This window comes from Fibrobacter sp. UWR3 (assembly GCF_900143055.1).
GTDB lineage: Bacteria > Fibrobacterota > Fibrobacteria > Fibrobacterales > Fibrobacteraceae > Fibrobacter.
This window is the reverse complement of sequence record NZ_FRCW01000002.1, coordinates 216,594-235,958: the sequence shown is the minus strand read 5'-3', so window position 1 is coordinate 235,958 and position 19,365 is coordinate 216,594. Positions and strand designations below refer to the sequence as shown.

Annotated in this window: 20 protein-coding genes; 8 read left to right on the top strand and 12 right to left on the bottom strand. The window is 55.6% G+C overall.

Annotated elements, in window-relative coordinates:
• Positions 1 to 36: 36 nt before the first annotated feature.
• The 9 genes from def to gmk all read right to left on the bottom strand — a co-directional run bounded on the left by def (position 37) and on the right by gmk (position 5,987).
• Complete coding sequence (gene def / locus BUA44_RS03125) at positions 37 to 579, bottom strand: peptide deformylase (protein ID WP_072808474.1); 543 nt, start codon at positions 577 to 579, stop codon at positions 37 to 39.
• Positions 579 to 965: a preprotein translocase subunit YajC gene (yajC, locus tag BUA44_RS03120; protein ID WP_072808472.1), complete on the bottom strand. Its 387-nt coding sequence runs from the start codon at positions 963 to 965 to the stop codon at positions 579 to 581. Before yajC ends, def begins: the two co-directional genes overlap by 1 nt.
• 75 nt (positions 966 to 1,040) lie before the next feature.
• Positions 1,041 to 1,967 carry a cyclic nucleotide-binding domain-containing protein gene (locus tag BUA44_RS03115; RefSeq protein ID WP_072808470.1) on the bottom strand — a complete coding sequence of 309 codons (927 nt, stop codon included), beginning with the start codon at positions 1,965 to 1,967 and terminating at the stop codon, positions 1,041 to 1,043.
• A complete protein-coding gene (locus BUA44_RS03110) occupies positions 1,967 to 2,878 on the bottom strand; it encodes a Crp/Fnr family transcriptional regulator (RefSeq protein WP_072808468.1) in 912 nt (303 codons plus the stop codon). Before BUA44_RS03110 ends, BUA44_RS03115 begins: the two co-directional genes overlap by 1 nt.
• A 24-nt stretch (positions 2,879 to 2,902) precedes the next feature.
• The gene (gene rplS, locus BUA44_RS03105; RefSeq protein WP_072808466.1) at positions 2,903 to 3,250 is read right to left on the bottom strand and encodes a 50S ribosomal protein L19; all 348 of its coding nucleotides are present in this window, start codon (positions 3,248 to 3,250) and stop codon (positions 2,903 to 2,905) included.
• Positions 3,251 to 3,266: 16 nt separating this feature from the next.
• Positions 3,267 to 3,971, bottom strand: coding sequence for a tRNA (guanosine(37)-N1)-methyltransferase TrmD (gene trmD, locus BUA44_RS03100; protein WP_072808882.1), 705 nt, complete (start codon positions 3,969 to 3,971; stop codon positions 3,267 to 3,269).
• Complete coding sequence (gene rimM, locus BUA44_RS03095; protein ID WP_072808462.1) at positions 3,971 to 4,564, bottom strand: ribosome maturation factor RimM; 594 nt, start codon at positions 4,562 to 4,564, stop codon at positions 3,971 to 3,973. Before rimM ends, trmD begins: the two co-directional genes overlap by 1 nt.
• A gap of 164 nt (positions 4,565 to 4,728) precedes the next feature.
• Complete coding sequence (rpsP, locus tag BUA44_RS16050; protein ID WP_072808458.1) at positions 4,729 to 5,178, bottom strand: 30S ribosomal protein S16; 450 nt, start codon at positions 5,176 to 5,178, stop codon at positions 4,729 to 4,731.
• Positions 5,179 to 5,423: 245 nt separating this feature from the next.
• Positions 5,424 to 5,987, bottom strand: a complete 564-nt coding sequence (gene gmk, locus BUA44_RS03085) for a guanylate kinase (RefSeq protein ID WP_072808880.1) — start codon at positions 5,985 to 5,987, stop codon at positions 5,424 to 5,426.
• A gap of 272 nt (positions 5,988 to 6,259) precedes the next feature.
• On the opposite strand from gmk, the gene BUA44_RS15540 reads away from it, so the two are divergent.
• Both BUA44_RS15540 and BUA44_RS03080 read left to right on the top strand, forming a co-directional pair.
• Positions 6,260 to 6,403, top strand: a complete 144-nt coding sequence (locus BUA44_RS15540) for a hypothetical protein (RefSeq protein WP_178348730.1) — start codon at positions 6,260 to 6,262, stop codon at positions 6,401 to 6,403.
• Between the two features lie 79 nt (positions 6,404 to 6,482).
• The gene (locus BUA44_RS03080; RefSeq protein WP_143151843.1) at positions 6,483 to 7,808 is read left to right on the top strand and encodes a hypothetical protein; all 1,326 of its coding nucleotides are present in this window, start codon (positions 6,483 to 6,485) and stop codon (positions 7,806 to 7,808) included.
• 281 nt (positions 7,809 to 8,089) lie between these two features.
• Here the strand turns inward: BUA44_RS03080 and BUA44_RS15870 are convergent, their stop codons facing one another.
• Positions 8,090 to 8,221 carry a hypothetical protein gene (locus tag BUA44_RS15870; RefSeq protein ID WP_255370441.1) on the bottom strand — a complete coding sequence of 44 codons (132 nt, stop codon included), beginning with the start codon at positions 8,219 to 8,221 and terminating at the stop codon, positions 8,090 to 8,092.
• A gap of 70 nt (positions 8,222 to 8,291) precedes the next feature.
• Between BUA44_RS15870 and BUA44_RS03075 the strand changes: the two genes are divergently transcribed.
• Complete coding sequence (locus BUA44_RS03075; RefSeq protein ID WP_072808451.1) at positions 8,292 to 9,389, top strand: fibrobacter succinogenes major paralogous domain-containing protein; 1,098 nt, start codon at positions 8,292 to 8,294, stop codon at positions 9,387 to 9,389.
• An 85-nt stretch (positions 9,390 to 9,474) separates the two neighbouring features.
• Here BUA44_RS03075 and BUA44_RS03070 read toward each other — a convergent pair whose 3' ends face one another.
• Together BUA44_RS03070 and BUA44_RS03065 are read right to left on the bottom strand one after the other, a co-directional pair.
• Entirely contained in the window at positions 9,475 to 10,389 is a 915-nt protein-coding gene (locus tag BUA44_RS03070) for a glycosyltransferase family 2 protein (RefSeq protein WP_072808449.1), read from the bottom strand.
• A gap of 100 nt (positions 10,390 to 10,489) precedes the next feature.
• Positions 10,490 to 13,051, bottom strand: coding sequence for an NPCBM/NEW2 domain-containing protein (locus tag BUA44_RS03065; protein ID WP_072808447.1), 2,562 nt, complete (start codon positions 13,049 to 13,051; stop codon positions 10,490 to 10,492).
• Between the two features lie 149 nt (positions 13,052 to 13,200).
• On the opposite strand from BUA44_RS03065, the gene BUA44_RS03060 reads away from it, so the two are divergent.
• From BUA44_RS03060 to BUA44_RS03040, 5 genes are all read left to right on the top strand, one after another.
• On the top strand, positions 13,201 to 15,276 hold the full coding sequence (locus tag BUA44_RS03060; protein ID WP_072808445.1) for a transketolase family protein: 2,076 nt from the start codon (positions 13,201 to 13,203) through the stop codon (positions 15,274 to 15,276).
• A 117-nt stretch (positions 15,277 to 15,393) separates the two neighbouring features.
• Positions 15,394 to 17,025, top strand: coding sequence for an FISUMP domain-containing protein (locus tag BUA44_RS03055; protein ID WP_072808442.1), 1,632 nt, complete (start codon positions 15,394 to 15,396; stop codon positions 17,023 to 17,025).
• Between the two features lie 14 nt (positions 17,026 to 17,039).
• Positions 17,040 to 17,720, top strand: coding sequence for a fibrobacter succinogenes major paralogous domain-containing protein (locus tag BUA44_RS03050; protein ID WP_083579446.1), 681 nt, complete (start codon positions 17,040 to 17,042; stop codon positions 17,718 to 17,720).
• 57 nt (positions 17,721 to 17,777) lie between these two features.
• Positions 17,778 to 18,224, top strand: coding sequence for a transcriptional regulator NrdR (gene nrdR, locus BUA44_RS03045; protein ID WP_072808438.1), 447 nt, complete (start codon positions 17,778 to 17,780; stop codon positions 18,222 to 18,224).
• Between the two features lie 76 nt (positions 18,225 to 18,300).
• Positions 18,301 to 19,356, top strand: a complete 1,056-nt coding sequence (locus BUA44_RS03040) for a class I SAM-dependent rRNA methyltransferase (RefSeq protein ID WP_072808436.1) — start codon at positions 18,301 to 18,303, stop codon at positions 19,354 to 19,356.
• The last annotated feature ends 9 nt before the right edge of the window (positions 19,357 to 19,365 follow it).

Below are 19,365 nucleotides of genomic sequence, written 5' to 3'. Positions count from 1 at the left end.
GGGCTCAGGATGACATTTTCGCCTGCGGCGAAAATGTCACTTCTTCTTCTTCAGCTTCGCCTGGGTTTCTTTTGCCATCTTGCGGAGCTTGGACTGGTTCATCGTGCGGTCGGCGGTAGAAATCTTGTCCACGAACAGGTCACCGTTCAGGTGGTCCGTCTCGTGCTGGATGCAGCGGGCAAAGAGCCCTTCGCAGTCATGGATTTCTTGCGGTTCGCCGTTGATGTCGAAGAACCGCACGCACACCTTGTCGGGGCGTGTCACGTTGCAGAAGATATCCGGCAGCGAGAGGCAGCCTTCCTCGTGGCAGGCGGGTTTCGCGTCTTCTTCAGGTTCCCATTCCGGGTTGAACATGATGTAGGGGCGCGGTTCCTCTTCGTCGGGAATCGCCGTGTCGATGACGACCAGGCGGATGTTCCTGCCAATCTGCGGAGCGGCAAGCCCGCAACCCGGCGCGTCGTACATGGTCTCGAGCATGTCCTGCGCGAGCTGGCGGAGTTCCGGCGTAATCTCGGTAATCGGTTCGCTCTTCTTGCGGAGCACCGGGTCGCCGTAAGTCTTGATAGGGAGAAGAGCCATTACTTCTTTTCGTCCTTCTTTTCTTCGGCCTTCACTTCGGCGTTAATCACGCGGAGGATAGCCTGCTTGTCAAAGTCGATAAAAGTGGTGGAACCCGTGCGGACGGTGACGGTCGTGCCGGTTTCGTCGATGTTGGTGACGGTGCCGAGGATGCCGGCGGTGGTCATGACCCTGTCACCCTTCTTGAGGGCCTTGCGCATTTCGTCCATCTTCTTCCTTTCCTTGCTCTGCGGGCGGATGAAGAACAGCCACATCACGCCGAAGATGAGCACCATCATTATGATGGGGCTGCCAAGGAGACCGGGCTGCTGTTCAGCCTGTTCTGCGGCTTCCTGGGCGAATGCGGCGATAGAGGAGAGGGTCACGATGAGTGCGGAAAGTTTCATGTTTTGCCTTGTTTTAAGGTGATGGTTTATTACAGATGTAAATATAGAAAATGTGCCAGAAGGCGCGCAGCGCCTCTACACCAGCTTCTTATCCAGCAGCGGGAATATGCGGTTGAGTTCGAGCAGGTCGAGGATATGCTCGAAGTCGCCGGAGATGCTCTCGATGGTCTCGAGCGTGGTGGCCTCGCTGTAGGCGGGCTCGGTCGAGAGCACGCCGCTTTGCAGTAGCGGTGCGAGCGTGCGCATGGTAAGGCTCCCGAACATGGTCTTCTTCGCCTGCGCGATAAACAGGGGGGCGCTGACGGTCGTGCGTGCACTCCGGATAGGAATGCCGTTTTCGCGCACCGCCTTCACGAACGTGGTAAGCACGAACTGGTCGGTAATGGGGAGTATCTCGGGCGATACCTGCTTGTTGATGGCGCGGAACCGGAGTGCCTCGTAGAGCATGGGTACAATCTGCAGGTTTGAGACGCGCACGGTGTCGCCCTCGATGCGGAGCAGTTCGAGCCCTTCGAGAATCTGCAAGAGCTTTTCGGTATCGGAGTAGTCGACGTTGTCGAGAACGAGCATCTTCTGCTGCAGAACTGCTAGCGTTATGTTGTCTGAACCCGATGTCTCGAGGTGGTTCTTGAACAGGAACAGGAGCGAGGGGAGCGCCTGCACAATCCGCATCTTCTTGCTGGTTTCTTCGGCGAGGTGGCAATGGCTTGCGAGGAACGTGAGCGTGGAGCGGAACCAGCCTGGCTTGTGCTCGAGTTCGCGCATCAGGTCTTTCTGCTCGATGAACAGCACCTCGCTGTTTTCGACGGCGCGTACGGTGAATTCCCTCGGGCTGCTTTCGAGAATGCTGAATTCCCCGATGAGGGAACCGGGCCCGAAGTTCTGGAAGCGGCTCATGCGGAACTGCTTGGAGGTGCCCACCAGCATGCCCGACTTCACGATGACGAGGCTAGAGGCCTTGTCGCCTTCCAGGAACAGGTATTCGCCTTCTCTCACGAGCATCAGACGGCCCCCCGGAGGTTGGAATCGTAACGGATGGCGGTGAGGTAGTATTCCACCTTCGCCTGGTCAATATGGTACTTGCTCTCTTCGCCGGTGGCAAAGCAACCGAGGTCCTCGAGCGTTATCCACTGCGATACGTCGATGGCAAGTCCCTTGCGGTTGAGGTAGGCTATCCATTCCGGCGCTTCCATCTGCACGTGTTCGTCGAGCGTGGTGAGGTGCACCAGGATGCGTTTTTGTGCGAGGTTCAGCCGGAGCGGCGCCCAGAGCGCGCCATCGTCCTGTGCCTGCAGGTAGTCGGAATAAATCTGCATGAGCGTGGCGTTGTGGACCTGCACGTAGAGGTCTTCGCCATCTTTCACGAGGCCGATGAAACTCCGGCGGAGCAGCGCCTTGATATCGCCCTTGACCGTTGCCGCCGGAATGCGCGTGAGCCAGTTGAACTCGCGGATGAATTCTTCCAGCGGGTACTTGATGTTCGAATCTAGGTGGGCGCAGTATTCGGCGAGGCTCTTGAGCGTGTTCTCGACGGGCGTGCGCCTGGAATCGTGCTTGAACTCGCGGGTGCGGACGGAGAGGTTCTTGAGGATGGCGAGCAGCCAGACGGGGATGTTCTTGAGTTCGGACTCAAGGCATTCTTCCGAGAGCACGGTGATGACGGAATCCTCGGAGGCCTCGATGGTGTAACGGAGCGGTTCGCGTTCGAAAAGCGCTGCGACGCCCACGATATCGCCCGGGTGCATCTTGAACTTGATGTCGCGGTTGCCCCCCGACTTGTCGACGGCAATGAGCTCGCCCTCGTCCAGGATTATGAGTTCCCGCGTGTCCGATTCGGGAGAATAAACAACAAAACCCGCCTTCACGCGGGAGCGCGTGGGCGGGATAACTTGTTGCCGGGAATTCCCGTACATCGGGAAACTACCCCAGAAGCCTGATTAGGCTTCGCGTTCTTCGATACGGGCAGCCTTGCCGCGGAGGTTGCGCATGTAGTAGATGCGAGACTGGCGGACCTTACCGGCGCGGTCGAGAACGAAGGAATCGATGCGGGGGCTGTTGATCGGGAAAATACGTTCAACGGCCACGGAGCCGGACATCTTGCGGACCGTGAGGGTCTTGGAAATGCCGGAGTTCTTCTGCTGGATGACAACACCCTTGAACGGCTGGATACGTTCCTTGGTGCCTTCAATGACCTTGACGTTGACAGTGACGGTATCGCCGGCACGGAAGGCAGGCACGTCGGACTTAACGTTTTCGCTGTGGATTGCTTCGATGTTCAGGGACATAATTGTGTACCTCTTTTTATTTGTCGCCAAATTTAGTATTTAATTTCAGTTTTTCAAAGATGTCGGGGCGTCTTTCTTGCGTTCTTTTTAAAGATTCTTGCCTCCGCCACTCAGAAATGTTCTTGTGATGGCCCGAAAGCAGCACTTCGGGCACCTTTTTTCCCTCAAATTCCTCCGGGCGGGTATAGACCGGCCACCCCAGTACGCCCTGCGCGAAGGAGTCGGTATCGCCGCTCTCGCGGTTCCCGAGGGCGCCGTCGATGAGCCTCACGACCGCGTCGGTCACGAGCATTGCGGGCAGTTCGCCCCCGCTGACTACGAAATCGCCTATGGAAATCTCCATGTCGACCTCGGTCTGGCGGATGCGGTCGTCGATGCCCTTGTAGTGCCCGCACACGAGAACCAGGTGGGATTCGTGCGAGAGTTCCTCCGCAATCTTGTGCGTAAAGGGCACGCCGTCTGCCGTGAGGTAGATGACCTTCCCGCCGTCCTGCTTTACGCCGGTACTGCGGATGGCGGCGGCGAGCGGTTCGGGCCGGAGCACCATGCCCGGTTCGCCCCCGTAGGGCACGTCGTCCACCTGGCCGTAGTCGTTTATCGCGAAGTCACGCAGGTAGACCGTGTTGAATTCCAGCAGGCCCTTCGCCTGTGCGCGCCCCATGATGGATTGCTTCATCGGGGCGAACATCTCGGGGAATATGGTAATGCAGTCGATGACCATCATGCCTCCGCGCTTTTTTCGGGCAGCGCTTCCGCGGAGTGGTCCTCGGGGCAGAGCGCCTTCAGGTAGGCCGCGTCGCACACGATGAACCCGCCGTCCTCGTCAATTTCGAGCACGCAGTCGTCTATCCACGGGGCGAGGATGGACTTCGCGCTGAACTCGGACTTGAACGCGTCGTCGAACTTGATGTTGAAAGCGTTGACCGTAGGCAGTTCCTGGACCTCGAGCACTTCGCCAATGTCCTTGCCGTCTTCCGTATGGACGCGGAAGCCTTCCAGGTCGTCGATGTAGTACTCGCCCTCGGGTGCGGGCAACCTCTCCGATTCCGGAATCATCACGTCGCCGTTCACGAAATGCGTAAGCGATTCGGGCGTATCGTAGCCCTCGAACTTCAGGAGCCAGATGTCGTTCGCCTGCTTGGAATCCTCGATACGCAGGTCCAGTTCCTCGCCGTTCGTCTTTTTGAGGCGCACGTCCTTGAGGCTCTTGTGGCGCGTAATGTCGTGGGTGAGGGGCATCGCCTTGATGTAACCCTTCACGCCATGCGTGCGCATGAGCTGGCAGACGGTGATGTATTCCTGAGAGTCGGACATTGCTTATCGGGATATGGTTATTGGTCTTTAGTCATTAGTTGTTAGTTGAATAATCGCGGCTCTGCCGCCTGGCTAGAAGCCAATGACCATTGACTAACGACTAGTGACGATCGGGATAAAAAAAGTCCCGTGCGCGGGGCACAGGACTCTTTAGAAAAGCATGATTATGCTTCGGCGGGAGCCTCGGCAGCAGCTTCAGCCGGGGCTTCGGCGGCAGCGGCAGCTTCAGCAGCGGCGGCTTCCTTGGCGGCCTTTTCGGCTTCGATCTTGGCGAGGGCCTTGGGGCCGAGCTTCACGGCCTTCTTCTTTTCCGGACGCGGATTGGCGGTCTTGCCTTCGATGGAACGGCCGGCCTTGATCTCGTGGAACAGGTCGAGGATGCCGACCTGCTTCAGGAGGTTGCGGACGGTGTCGGACGGCTGGGCGCCGACGGAGAGCCACTTGAGGATCTTTTCCTGGTCGAAGCGGATTTCGGCCTTCTTGAGGTTCGGGTTGTAGAAACCGACCTGTTCGATAAAGCTATCGTCGCGAGCCTTGCGGTTGTCGATGACGATGGCACGGTAGATGGGGTTGTGACGCTTGCCGAAGCGGGCGAGACGGATAACAGTTGCCATTTTAACCTCTTTTTGGGGTTCCCGCAATGCGGGGTTATTGTTTTTGCCGGGGCAATATAGAAATAAAACTTTTGTGTGTAAAGGACGGAAATGTAAAAAATTCCGTTCTTTACATATAAATTAACTGTCTAAAATGCAAAAAATGGCGAAATTTCTTCAAAATCGCCAAAATTTAATGCGCTGCGTGTCATCCTGAGCGGAGCGCAGCGTAGTCGAAGGATCTCTTTTTAAGCGTTTTTTCCTGCTTAAGCCTCGCCTTTTAATATAGCTCGGAGCTCGTTTGCGGCCTTCTCGAGGTCGTCGTTCACGATGGTATATTCGTATTTTCCCTGCGTTTTCGCGAATTCCATCTCCTTTTTCGCGTTGTGGAGGCGGGTCTGGATGACCTCTTCCGAGTCGGTGCCGCGGCCACGGAGCCTGCGTTCGAGTTCTTCTTCGCTCGGGGGGAGGATGAGGATGCCCGTTGCCTCGGGGTAGACCTTGTCGAAGTTCACCTTGCCGAACACGTCGATGTCGAACAGGACTCGTTTGCCCTGCCTGAGCATGTCTTCCACGAAGAACTTGGGAGTACCGTAGTAGTTGCCGTGCACCAGGTTGTATTCCACCAGTGCGTCGTCCTTGATCATCTGCTCGAATTCTTCCTTCGTCTTGAAGAAGTAGTGCACGCCGTCGACTTCGCCCTCGCGGGGCTTGCGCGTCGTTGCCGAGATGGAATACACGATGTCCGGAAATTCGCCGATGACCTTGTCCTTGAGGGTGGTCTTGCCTGCGCCGCTAGCGGCACTCATCACGAAGAGCTTGTTTTTCATGCGCCCAAATGTAGTAAAAGGCGGCGAAATTGCCAAAGTGGCGGTGAAAATAGGGTGAAAATGCTCGTTTTCACCGCCAGAAATTATGTTGTCTGTATAAAAATTAGGGCCGTTTGCGGAATAGGGTGGCGGGATGGCGGTGAAATCAGAGAAAAAATGTCGTTTTCACCGCCGAATATGACGAAAAAGTATCTTTTGAAACTCAAATGTTGCAGATAACGTAACAAAGTGGCGGTGAAATGCGAAAAAAATTGTTAATTTCACCGCCAGAAATGAAAAAAATGCTTTTTTTCGCCACCGAAATCGAAACCCGCTCGCGTGAATCCTGGCTGAAATGTGATTTGCAACAAGCGAGGAAACGGGAATGTGATTTTTCGCAAACAAACGAAGGCCTGGAGTGTGATTTAACGCAATAACGCAGAATCGCCGCGAAAAAAAATGTTTTGGGGTTATTATATTTGTTTGCAAATGGTGTCAGGGTGTGTAGGAGATGGTATGAAATCTAGTTTTATTGCTGTTGTGTTGGCGTGCCTTGCAGACATGGCCTTTGCCGACCCGACTGTATCTATCTTTGTGAAGGACGCCTCCGAGTTCCAGGCGATACAGTCCGACTTGCAGCAGTTGAAGGCGGGCATCGGGAGCGATAACCCCGAACTTGATTCCCTGATTACCCGTGCGAACCGCATCGCGAAAATGAACGACCGGTGTAGCATGGTTTCTATAAACGACGTGCTAGACGAGGAGTGCGGTCATTTTTATGCCGTGGAACTCCCCGAATTCGAATCGCGCTACATGGAAGTGACTGGCGAACTGCGCCTGGGCGTGGTGACCATGGCGAACGACCTGGAACAGCGCACGCAGCAGATTGACGCCTGTACCGACGCTTTTTCCCGCATTATCGCGAGCAAGGAGAACCTCCTGAAAATCGAGGGCGGCGTGGACCTGGAACCGCTCTCGCATGCGGGCGCTTTCGATGCATCTTACAACTTCAAGCTGCGCTACGACGAACGCCGTATGGACCAGCAGAAGCATTTTACCGAACTCTGGCTCTCGAAGTGCGGTGACATTGTGCTGCGCAAGTCGGGCGACGAGTTTGCACCGCTCTTTGTGCAGGCGCTCGACCACATGAACGACTCGCTTTTGCATACGAAGACGAACCTGAAGGTGGTTCTCGATACGAGCGACCTCTCGCTCTACCTGGACCTGAACAGGCCGGTGGCGGGCGCGTACTACCTGAGCGGCGCCGAACTCTTCAACGTGACGCAGATTCCTTCGGGCAAGGAGAACGCGCACCTGCTGGTGGACATGAAGGACAAGTCGGTGAACTTCCCGAAGGGGCGCGACGGCGAGATGGCCACCTACAAGGGCCGCGTGGAGTTCGAGAAGGCGAGCAACGACCTCGTGGGCCGCTGGATTTGGGGTCGCGATTCTACGGCCATCAAGGCGATGCCCAAGATGAACACGAAGACGGTTGCATCCGAGGTGGTGACCTCCTCGGGAACGGTGTCCAATGCCGCTCCGGTAGCGGAACCGGCCCCGCAGGCGGGCGACAAGGTGGATAACGGCCTGCCCGAAGCAAAGAAGTCGAGCGGCGCACGCTGGGTGTTCCTCGGGATTTCGGCGGCTGCGCTCGTTGCGGGCACGACGCTTGCTGTGGTTTACAACAACAAGGCGAAAAGCGAAAGCGAAAAAATGCCGGCTTCGCGCGAAGAATTCAATAAACGCCACGACGACATCGGGAAGTACCAGAAGTATCGCACTGCGGGTATCGGTATTGCCATTGTGGGTGGAATCGGGCTTGGCGTGAGCCTTGCGTTCTAGGGAGGAAACAGAATGAATTCGAAATTGAATGAACGATTCGTGCGTCATACCGCAGTGCCAAGGGCACAAGTGTATCCATTTGTCATTCTTGCCCTCGCTTTCCTCTTTGCGGCCTGCAGCAACTACCAGGAAGAGTTCGACAACAACTTCGGGGCGCTTGAGTATGTGGACGATGTAGACTATTCTTCCCCGTCGGATGGCGATAATCCGTTGCCTTCGTCTTCGGATGTCGATAATCCGTCGTCATCGTCATCTTTTGTCCCGACATCGAGCGGTGATATTCAGTCTTCTCCATCTTCGGAAGACGATAAACCGTCGTCATCTTCTGTCCCGATATCGAGCGGTGATATCCAGTCGTCTTCATCGGTCATAGCGACATCTTCGTCGCAGGCGGTGCAGAGCAGCAGTTCCATTGCTTCGAGCAGCAGTTCTGCGGAATCGTCTTCCAGCTACGTTCCTCCTTCAGGAAGAAGCTATGGGATTATGACCGATCCAAGGACTCCTTATTTTTCGTACAGGACGGTAGAAATCGGCGGTCGGACTTGGATGGCGGAAAATATGGCCTGGCAAGAGGCCAATAGTTTTTGCTATGACGGGAACACTCATAATTGTGAAATATACGGTCGCCTTTACGTGTGGGGGGATGCGAAAAATCTTTGTCCCGAAGGCTGGAGTTTACCAAGTAAGGGCGAATGGGAAGAGTTGATTAAATCTGTGGGTGATGGTAGTGCGAAAAAAGCGGGCGAGGCTCTCAAGACGAACTCCGGCTGGAAGAATGATGGTAATGGAACGGATAAGTATGGCTTTTCGGCACTGCCTGCTGGCTTTTGGAGTAATTATTCGGGTGATGGTGGATACTATGGTTTAGAAGGCGCGGCCCATTTCTGGAGTGCAACTGCAACAGAATCCGGATCTAACTCCGCGTATGGTTTAAAATTGGAGTATACTGTCGATTCTGCATCGATGTCCGAATATTATGTGACTGGAGATCATTACTATGCTCTTTCCGTCCGCTGCATCCTGGATACAAATTACTTCGTTGATAACCGCGATGGCAAGACGTACAGGATGGTCAAGATTGGCGACCAGGTGTGGATGGCGCAGAACCTGAACTATAAGGGAGAAGGCAAGGATACGATTGGTTATTGCTACGGAAAAAATTCAGCCAATTGTAACAAGTACGGCCGCCTTTATCCAATAGAGGAAACGATAGAGAAGGGAAGTGTTTGTCCCGAAGGCTGGCATCTGCCGGATACGACGGAGTGGTTTGCTTTGTTCTCCGCTGTTGATGGAAAAGAGAATGCGGCCACCCATCTCAATTCTACATCAGGTTGGAAAGAACCTGGTAACGGTGATGATAAATTCGGATTCTCGGCACTTCCGGGAGGTAGAGGAGCAGCTTCGGGATCTTCTTGCGATGGAGAAAAAGAAAATGCTTGGTTTTTGAGTAAGACACAGTGTCAAACGACCTCTTGTAAGGGTAGATATTTTACTGCTAATTTTGTCTATAGCCTCCAAAGTGCAGCTTTTACGGATTTCACTGGAACGACTTCTGTTTCCGTCCGCTGCTTGAAGGATTAGGAAAGAAACTTCATAGGCACCGAAGGTGCCCACGAAGATACTAGTATCGAGTATCGGGAGGGTCTTAGGGAGGGCGTTGCCCTCCCTAGTTTTTCTTGTCTTCGATATAAAGTGGGCGTTGCTTGACTTCGTCGTAGATGCGGCCGATGTATTCCCCGAGAATCCCGATTGACATGAGCTGCACGCCTGCAAAGAACACGATGGCCGTCATGAGCGATGCCCAGCCCGGTACTGTTGTCGCGGGGCTCAGGAACTTCTCGAGTATGGACCACACGAGAACGCCGAGACCCACGAGGGTCGCGAAGAATCCCATGTAGAAACTGACCTTGAGCGGCGCGGAACTGAATCCGGTAATGCCGTCGAAGGCGAGCCGCATCATCTTTTTGAGCGGGTACTTGGACGTGCCTGCGGTGCGTTCGGCGCGGTCGTACTTGACGCCAATCTTCTTGAAGCCTACCCAGCACACGAGCCCGCGCAAAAAGCGGCTGCGTTCCGGCAGGTTCTTGAGCTGGTCCACCACGCAGCGGTCCATGAGGCGGTAGTCGCCGGTATCGGGCGGGATATCGATGCTCGTGAGTTTGCCGATGAGGCGGTAGAAGCAAAACGCGGTAAAGCGCTTGAAGATGGTTTCACCCTTGCGCTTGTTCCTCTGCGCGTAAACGACCTGGTAGCCTTCGCGCCACTTGACCATCATCTCGTGGATGAGGCTCGGCGGGTCTTGCAGGTCGCCGTCGATAATCACCACCGCATCGCCGATGGCATGGTCGAGGCCCGCGCTGAAGGCGGCCTGGTGGCCAAAGTTACGGCTGAAGTTGATAATCTTGTTGTTCGGGTTGCCCGGAAGCAGGCCCTCGACAATTTCGCGGGTCCTGTCCTTGGAACCGTCGTTCACGAAAATGAGTTCGTGCTCGTATTCCTTGAGTTCCTCTTCCAGGACGCGGTAAGTTTCGGCAACAATTTCTTCTTCGTTAAATACGGGAATGATTACGGATAAGAGCATGCGATTAATATAGAAAAGACGGATGAAAAATGTGAGGTGTGAAATGTGAAGTGTGTAATGTGTGATGATTAATTACTCATATCACATTTCACATTACACATTAAGGTATTAGTACGGGGTGTACGAAGTCGACGTGGCTGCAGTCGATGCTGCCCTTCGCGGTGGTCTTGAGCACCAGTTTCTGCACGCCTTCGGTGTTGGCGGTAAGCGTGTGGACCACGCCGCTCTGGAATACAGGGCTTGCGGCAAGCACCTGCCCGTCGCCGATGATTTGCACCGAGACGCCCTCGCTGCAGAGGCTTTCGTCGTCGAGCCCGAAAGACGTGCGGAATGCGCGGTACTTGCCCTCGAGGCCGATTGTCGTTTCGGAGTTGGCGTGCGTGCCGAACCCGTTTTCGAACTTGGTACCGTTTATCGTCATCTCGTGGTTCTCTATGCTCTTGTTCCAGCGGAGGTTGCCCCAGTCCTGGCGGTGCTCGGTTATTGAGCCCTGTTCGAGTGCGGAGGCCCCGCCGGCTGCGTTGAAGTAGTACTTGGAAATGTCGGCGAGCTTAGTATGCTTTTCCGTGTTCGTGACGATATAGCGGACGGTGTTGTAACCGGGTTGCAGTTTGTCGTAACTCACCAGGACGTTGTATTCTCCGGCTGCGTAGGCGGTATCTTTCACTAGAAGATTGTTAAGCGAAATCCGGAGCGTCCAGTTCCGGGCCGCTTCTGGCTTTTCCTTGAGATTGTAATTCAGGAGCAGCGGGGCTTCGCTCGAATTTTCCGCGGCGCTCTCCCTCGCGGGTTCGGAAACCTGGATAATGTTCGTGGGGTTGTAGTGCTTGCGCCCGTTGAACTTCGCGATCTGCACCCAGTAGTTGTTGGTAATCAGGATGTTTTTCACGCCCACGAGGTCCATTTCGCGCTCAAACACGTCGCAGGTCGTGGCGATGCGGTGTTCTACCGCCTTTTTGTGGTAGGTCTGGCTGTCCCAGCAGTCGAGCCCGCGGATGTAGTAGACTTCGCCGTTGTACTTGTCAATGTACTTTTGCAGTTCGGCATCGCTCATTTGGCGCGCCCTGTCGTAGTGGATGGAAGATACTCCGTAACCCACGAAGTGCCAGGGCCTCCCGTAGATAAACAGGCGGTCCGCTTCGGGCTGTTCCTTGAGCCAGCCGAGAATTTCGTGCTCCTCGGTGGTCAGGTGGTTGCGGTTGTACATGATGTTCTTGTTGAAGTCTTCCTTGTAGTGGAACGTCCATGCGCTGAGGATTATGGCGACGATGACCATGCCCGCAAATGCGAGCGGCTTTGCCTCTTTCTTGCTTGCGGATGCTGCGAAGTACTCGATGGCGTGCGCGATGGGGAGCGCTGCGACAAACGCCATGCTGGGCAGCATCACCAGGCTGTAGCGCTGGTTAATCTGGATGCTGAAGTCGCCCGAGACGTTCTCGAGAATCATGTAGGTCTGCACGTGGTAGAGCAAAAGGAACACGAGCGTCCACAGGTAGAACCTGCAGCCCTTTGTGGCGTCGTAGATGGCGCGGAACAGCAGGTAGACTCCGCCGATGGCGAACAGGTAGTTGAAGTAGGTGAGGAACGGGTTCTCGAGCTCGCCGTTTTCCTTGAGGGGGCGGGTCATCTCGATCCAGTTGCGTTTCAGGTCTTCGAGGAAGTGGCCGTGGGCTTCGAACTCGCCGCCCTGGAACCCGAATCCCTGGAAGTAGCTGATGGTGAGCAGCGCCGGTACCGAGAACAGCGAGAGCGTCACGAAGAACGTGGGCGCCTTGAAATCCTTCTTGTCGAGGATTTTCGGGAAGGCGAAGAATATGAAGGAAAGCAGGCAGAATGCGGTTTCCTGGCGGGTCTGCGCGAAGAATGCCAGCGTGATGGCGAGGAGAGCCCAGTGCATTACGGTGTTGCGGTCGTAGGCCCACTTGAATATGAACAGCGAGAGCGCAGAGAGGAATATGTAGAGCGGTTCCACCGACATGGCGCGGAACTGGAAGAGCACGGTGGGCTGCAGTGCCATGAGGAGTGCTGCGAGGAAGGCGAGCAGGGGCTGCTTGGTCCAGGCGACAATCGCGAGGAACATTAGCAGGAACGCGAGCGGGAGCATCAGGAGTTCTGCGTTGAAAATCCAGTGCAGGTCAGTGCCGAACAGGGGCATGCCGAGGAAGTAGAGGAAGGCGAGACCCTTCGTCTTGAAACTGTTGGACTTGGCGATGCAGTTGAGGTGCGTGCCGTCAAATATGCCCTGGTTGCACGTGCCCGATTCGTGGTTGTGGTACATGTTCTGGGCGACCGACATGAACACGCTCTCGTCGCTCTGAACGCGGTGGCGTGCCTCTATCTGGGTGCCGGCGAATACCGCGATGCCGATGGCCGCCGCTATGGCGAGGATGCTGAACGGCTTTTGGGGGAGGATTCCCTTGAACCATTCGCGGAAATCTTTGTTCAAGAACGCGAACAGGATGATGGCGACCGCCATTTGGAACAGGAACAGCGGGAGGGGGAGGTTCAGGTCGAGCTGGCGGATGATTTCCTTGTGGCCTCCGCTGGGGCGACCGAGAAACCAGATGATGGCCGGGATGATAATGGCGATAACCAGGCCGATAAGGCCTGCAGGGTGCAGTAAGTTCTTGAGTGTCAACAGAATAGAGTCTTTAATCTTCATTTTTGAAGCCGTAATGCGTGTTTTTTGTTTCCCTGCAAAATATAACTTTTTATGTTATCGTGCTTTAACCGGGCTTTTCGACCTTGTGAAATTGCGCGAAAAAAACTAAATTTGGCGCGTAAATAATAACACCCTAAAGAGGTTTTACCGTGCAAGACTCCCTAGTTACAAAAGCAGCTGACAACGTCCGAATTCTCTCTGCCGCGATGGTGCAGAAGGCGAAGTCCGGGCATCCGGGTGGTGCGATGGGCGCCGCCGACGCCACGACGCTTTTGTTTGCGGAATTCTTGCGCTACGACCCGGACGATCCGGAATGGATGGGCCGCGACCGCTTCTTTATGGACCCGGGCCACATGAGCCCGCTCCTGTACTCCGAGCTCGTGCTCACCGGTCGCCTCACGCTCGACGACGTGAAGAACTTCCGCCAGCTCGGCAGCCGCACTCCTGGCCACCCCGAACTCGACGTGATGCTCGGCATCGAAAACTCCTCGGGCCCGCTCGGCATCGGCCACGGCATCGCCCTTGGCGCCGCCATCGCCGAACGCTTCATGGTGGAACGCTTCGGTTCCATCCTCGAGCACAAGACTGTCTGCCTTGTTTCTGACGGCGGCCTCGAAGAAGAAATTGCCTACGGCGTGGGCCGCATCGCGGGCCACCTCAAGCTTTCGAACCTCATCTTCTTCTACGACGCGAACCAGGTGCAGCTCAGTTGCAAGACCGAAGACGTGATGAGCCACGACTTCGTCGGCCAGTACAAGGCATGGGGTTTCCGCGTTATCGAATGCGATGGTTCCAACATTGCCGAACTGCGCAAGGCCTTCAAGGAAGCTTGGGCCGAGAAGGAAAAGCCGACGCTCGTGTACGGCCACACCACGATGGCGAAGGGCGCCGTTGCCGAAGATGGCAAGAGCTACGAAGGTGAAGTTTCTACGCACGGGCAGCCGCTCAACGCTGCCGGTGCTTCCACAACCGCTACGGTCAAGAACCTCGGCGGTAACCCGGACGACCCGTTCCAGGTGTTCGACGACGTGAAGGCGGGCTTCGAGGCTCGTGCGAACGAACTCCGCAAGGTTGTTGCCGAATGGAAGAAGGCCAAGGCTGACTGGGACAAGGCGAATGCCGAGAAGTCCGCGACCCTCAATGAATGGCTCTCCGGCAAGGCTCCGGTGCTCAACCTTTCGAACCTCCCCATCAAGGAAGGTGTCGCTACCCGCGTTACGAGCGGTACGGTGCTCGGCTACCTCGCCGAGAACTTCCACAACATCATTTGCAGTTCCGCCGACCTTTCGAACTCCGACAACACGCAGGCGTTCCTCAACAAGACGGGCATCTTCCGCCCGAACGACTTCAAGGGCGCGTTCGTGCAGGTGGGCGTTGCAGAACTCACGATGGGCGCCATCATGAACGGTATCGCGTTGCAGAAGGGCCTGTTCCCGATTTGCGCCACGTTCTTCGTGTTCAGCGACTTCATGAAGCCCGCTATCCGCATGGCCGCCCTCATGGGCCTCCCGGTCAAGTACGTGTTCACGCACGACAGCTTCCGCGTGGGCGAAGACGGCCCGACGCACCAGCCCATCGAACACGAGACGCAGATCCGCCTGCTCGAAGACCTCACGAAGGAAAACGGCAAGGCCGAAATGCTCGTGCTCCGTCCGGCAGACGCTTTCGAGACTCTCGCCGCCTGGGAAATGGCTTTCGAGAACAACGACAGCCCGACGGCTCTTATCCTTACCCGCCAGGTGGTGAACACGCTCCCCGGCGAAAACCGCTACGAAGCCGCGAAGGCTTGCCGCAAGGGCGCCTACATCGTGAGCGACAATACCGCCTCCGGCAAGAACCCGGAACTTACTTTGGTTGCAAACGGCAGTGACGTTCTCCTGGAACACCAGGCCGCCGAACTCCTCCGCGCCGAAGGCAAGGCCGTGCGCGTCGTCTCCATGATTAGCCCGGCCCTCTTCCTCAAGCAGGACAAGGCATACCGCGACCAGGTGATTGTGCCGTGGACTCCGGTGTTTGCGCTTTCCAGCGGCCTCCCGGTTCTCTTCGACCGCGTGGTTGGCGGCTTTGGCAAGGCCTGCGGCCTGGAACGCTTCGGCGCTTCCGCTCCGGCTGGCGTGCTCGAGAAGGAATTCGGCTATGTGCCCGAGGCAGTCGCCGCGAAGGCCAAGGAATACCTCGCCGAGTTCGCACAGAACGTCGCCGCCTTCAAGAAGGTGAATGGGTAGTTTGTAGTCTCCGCACTGCAAAATTGTCGCCCTCCATATTATTAATGAGTCACCCCCGCCTCCGAGCGGGGGTCTCCTTTTTTTATATTATATATGGACTAATGAAGGAGGAACTTTATGAAAAGAGTCATTCTCTCGACACGTCATCCTGGAAGGAGCCATTGGCGACTGATAGGATCCATTGTAGCGTTTGTCTTGGCGTTTTTCCTTACCGCGTGTGGCGACGACGATAGCGACTTTATCACGCGCGGTTCCGACGATTCGTCGTCCAGCGAGTGCGAGGATTGCGATGACGGGTCTTCCTCCAGCGTTACACCGAAATTGAGCAGTTCGGCCAAGTCCTCTTCCAGTAGCGCCAAGTCCAGTAGTTCTTCTGAAAACTATGTCTGGAGCGTCTCGAAGGAATCCTTCCTGAACCCGAATGTAAAATACGACTCTATCGTCGATGCGCGTGATGGCCAGGTTTATAAGGTTGTGAAAATTGATGACCAGTGGTGGATGGCCGAAAATCTCAACTACAAGTCGGCAGATAGCTGGTGCTACGGGAACAACGAAGAAAATTGTAAGGTGGCTGGGCGCCTTTACACGTGGGCCGCGGCCATGGACAGCGCGGGTACGTGGTCTACGAATGGCGCGGGTTGCGGCAATGGTACAAGATGCACGCAGACTTATCCGGTGCGTGGCGTTTGTCCGGAGGGATGGTTTTTGCCTACCAATCCCGAATGGCGGCTCTTGGCTGCTGCGGCGGATCGATATTGTCCGACAACCTGGTGCGAGGCTTCTGAAGTTGCAAAGTATCTCAAGTCGCAAGCAGGTTGGGACCGCGATGGCGGCGGAACAGACGGTACGGGATTCTCTGCAATCCCTGCGGGGTTCAAGGTCAATGGTGTTGATGCTTATTCTGGTGCGGACAGCCTCGCTACTTTTTGGAGTGCATCCGAGCATGACTCTTGGAATAGCGATGGCATGACTTTGCGAAGCAGGTCCGATTCTGCTTATACATCCTGGGTATATTCAAAGGGCGGTGGTTATTCTGTCCGGTGTTACAAACCGCTCGAAGTGCAGGTTCCTCCCTGCAAGACGGACAGCACGGACACCTGTGAATACGGTACTCTTACCGATGAACGCGATGGCCAGATTTACAGGACCGTGAAAATCGGAGACCAGTGGTGGATGGCGCAGAACCTGAACTATGCTTATCCGGAATCCGATGACGGCCTGGATACGCTCAGTTACTGTTATGAAAGTTTAGCGAAAAATTGTGACGTGTATGGCCGTCTATACACGTGGAGCGCGGCGATGGACAGCGCGGCTGTATTCAGCGAAAATGGCAAGGGCTGCGGTTATGAGGTGGATTGTTCGCCGACCATGCCGGTGCGTGGAATATGCCCAGAAGGGTGGCATCTTCCGGATACATTGGACTGGGGCAAGCTTTTTACTGCGATTGGCGGAAAACAAAAAGCGGGGAAATTGCTCAAGACCGACACCAGCTGGTCCGGTTGGGGAGGAGGAGATGATGCTTATGGATTCTCCGTTATTTCTGTCCAGTTTGGTCGTAAAAGTGACTTTGATGGCAACCGTGGTTTTAAGGGCTTGAGGGCTAGGTTTTGGACTTCTAGACAAGACGTTTATTTTACATCTACCAGTATTTTTGTTTTGTATTATGAATTTTTAAACGACAAGAGTGATGTCGGTATGTGGGTGGAGGGGAAAAAATATGGATTAAGCGTCCGCTGCGTCCAGGATTAATTTTAGGAGGAAATATGTCTGTATTGTTGTCTCCCTGGAGCAAACGGAGCGCCGCGATAGGGTCCATTTTGCTTCTTCTCGCTGCTTGTAGTGACGACGGCGATGACTTTGTTACGCCGGAGGATGGGCGCGGAAGTAGCGAGTACGATGATTCTGCGAATACGCTCCGCGATACGCGCGACGGTCAGAGGTACAAGACCGTGCAGATTGGCGATCAGGTGTGGATGGCGGAAAACCTCAATTACGATATGGAAGGCAGCGTGTGCCGGGAGTTTGAGGTGTTTACCATGTACGGGTGCTTCTACGACTGGAATGCTGCCATGAAGGCGTGCCCGCGCGGTTGGCGCCTGCCGAGTGAAGACGACTGGACGACCCTGGTCGTTTTTGCCGGGGGCACTAAGGTTGCGGGCGGTAAGCTCAAGGCGACGACGGCCTGGGACGAGAAGGGCAACTATTCTGCCGGTACGGATGACTACGGATTTGCGGCGCTACCCGGGGGAGTCGCGCTTGACAGGAGCGAAACCCGTGGCGAAGGGCGTCTCTCCATCATCAATTCCGGGGCGTTCTTCTGGAGTTCCGCTGGAATCGATGACGACGAGGCTTTCACCTTGAATCTTCGCTACGAAAATGACACTACGGGCTGGTTCGAGAACCGAAAAAATACCTTGATCAGTGTCCGCTGTATCAAGGACTAGTGGGCTGTAAAGAATAAAAAATTTGCATTTTTTCGCAAAATATCCTATATTCTAGCCATGATTTGCCCTTTTTGCAAGAACGACAACGACAAAGTGGTCGATAGTCGCGTGAGTGGAATCGCCATCCGCAGACGGCGTGAGTGCCTGGCCTGCGGCCGCAGGTTCACGACCCGCGAGTATATTGAACTCCAGCCGTTGACGGTCGTGAAGAGGAGTGGCGAAAAGCAGCCTTTCCAGCGCGAAAAGCTGATTCGCGGCATCATGAACTCGTGCAAGAAGCGCCCGATTACGCCCGAGGACATCGAAGAACTCGCGACCCGCGTGGAAAACGCCCTGCCGGTGAACGACAATTCCGAGGTGGGCTACGATACTATCGGGAATCTCGTGATGCAGGAACTCAAGAAGCTCGACGCGGTCGCCTACGTGCGGTTCGCTTCCATCTACCGCGAGTTCAAGGAAGTAGGCGAGTTCGTGGACCAGATCAAGTCGATGGATAAAACTTAGACGAAAGAACGCTCGCCATGCTCGCTACAGACGAAAGACGAAAGAAGTCTTCGAAAATTTTGGGCATGCGTTATAGATGATGAAGAATTTACTTAGGACTGCATTTGAAAAGCGTGCGTCGCTGTTCGAGGTGACGGACGCTTATCGCATTGTAAATGGAGCCGCCGACGGATTCCCGGGGCTTACGCTCGACCGCTTCGGCGACCGCTTGCAGGTGCAGTTCTTTGGGCCGGAGATGCTCCCGCGTCGCCGCGAGTTCGTGGATGCGGTGGCCGCGATGTTCAACCCCGCGTGCATCATCGTGAAGGAGAGGCTTTCCCGTTCGGGCAAGTCGCTTGAGAACGCGCCCATGGAGGTAGCGTTCGGGACCCGCGATGCGGCCGTAGGTACGGTACGCGAAGGCAACGCGCGCTTCCATGTGGACTTGCTCGATACCGTCAATCCGGGGCTGTTCCTCGACATGAGGCACGTGCGCCTCGAGGTGGAAGACCGCTTCCGCGCGATGACTGGCGAAGGTTCAAAGAAGATCCCCACCTTGGTGGCCATGCGCACTAAACAACAAGTTGTTAAGTGCTGTCCGCCCGCCTGCGCGGGGATGACAAGTGGAGGCCCGCGGTTCCTGAACCTCTTCAGCTATACGTGCAGTTTCTCGGTGCACGCGCGCCTCGGGGGTGCCGCAGTCGCCACGAACGCCGACATCAGCGGGAAGATTCTCGACAAGGGCCGCGAAAACTACGCGCTGAACGGGCTCGACCTGCGCCCCGGTGAATTTTTCCGCGGGAATGCGCTCGAATATGTGCGCTGGGCTGCAAAGAAGGGACTCAAGTTCGATGGTATCGTGCTCGACCCGCCGAGTTTCGCGCGCTTCAAGGGGTTCAACTTCAACGTGCGGGAACATTTGATGCCGCTCGTCTCGGAATGTGCGGCGCTCCTGAACGCGGGAGCCTTCATCATGGTGAGTTCCAATTACAGCGAGTTCGCGCTCGACACCTTCGCGCGTGACGTGCTTGCCGCCGTCAGGTCGGTTCACGAAAAAGCCCGCACTGCTTGGAAGCGCGGGCAGGATATCGATTTTGCAGGTAGCGGCGCTACGAAGGATTCTTGCCTCGTCGCGACGCTCGTGGAATTGTAAAAAGATCCC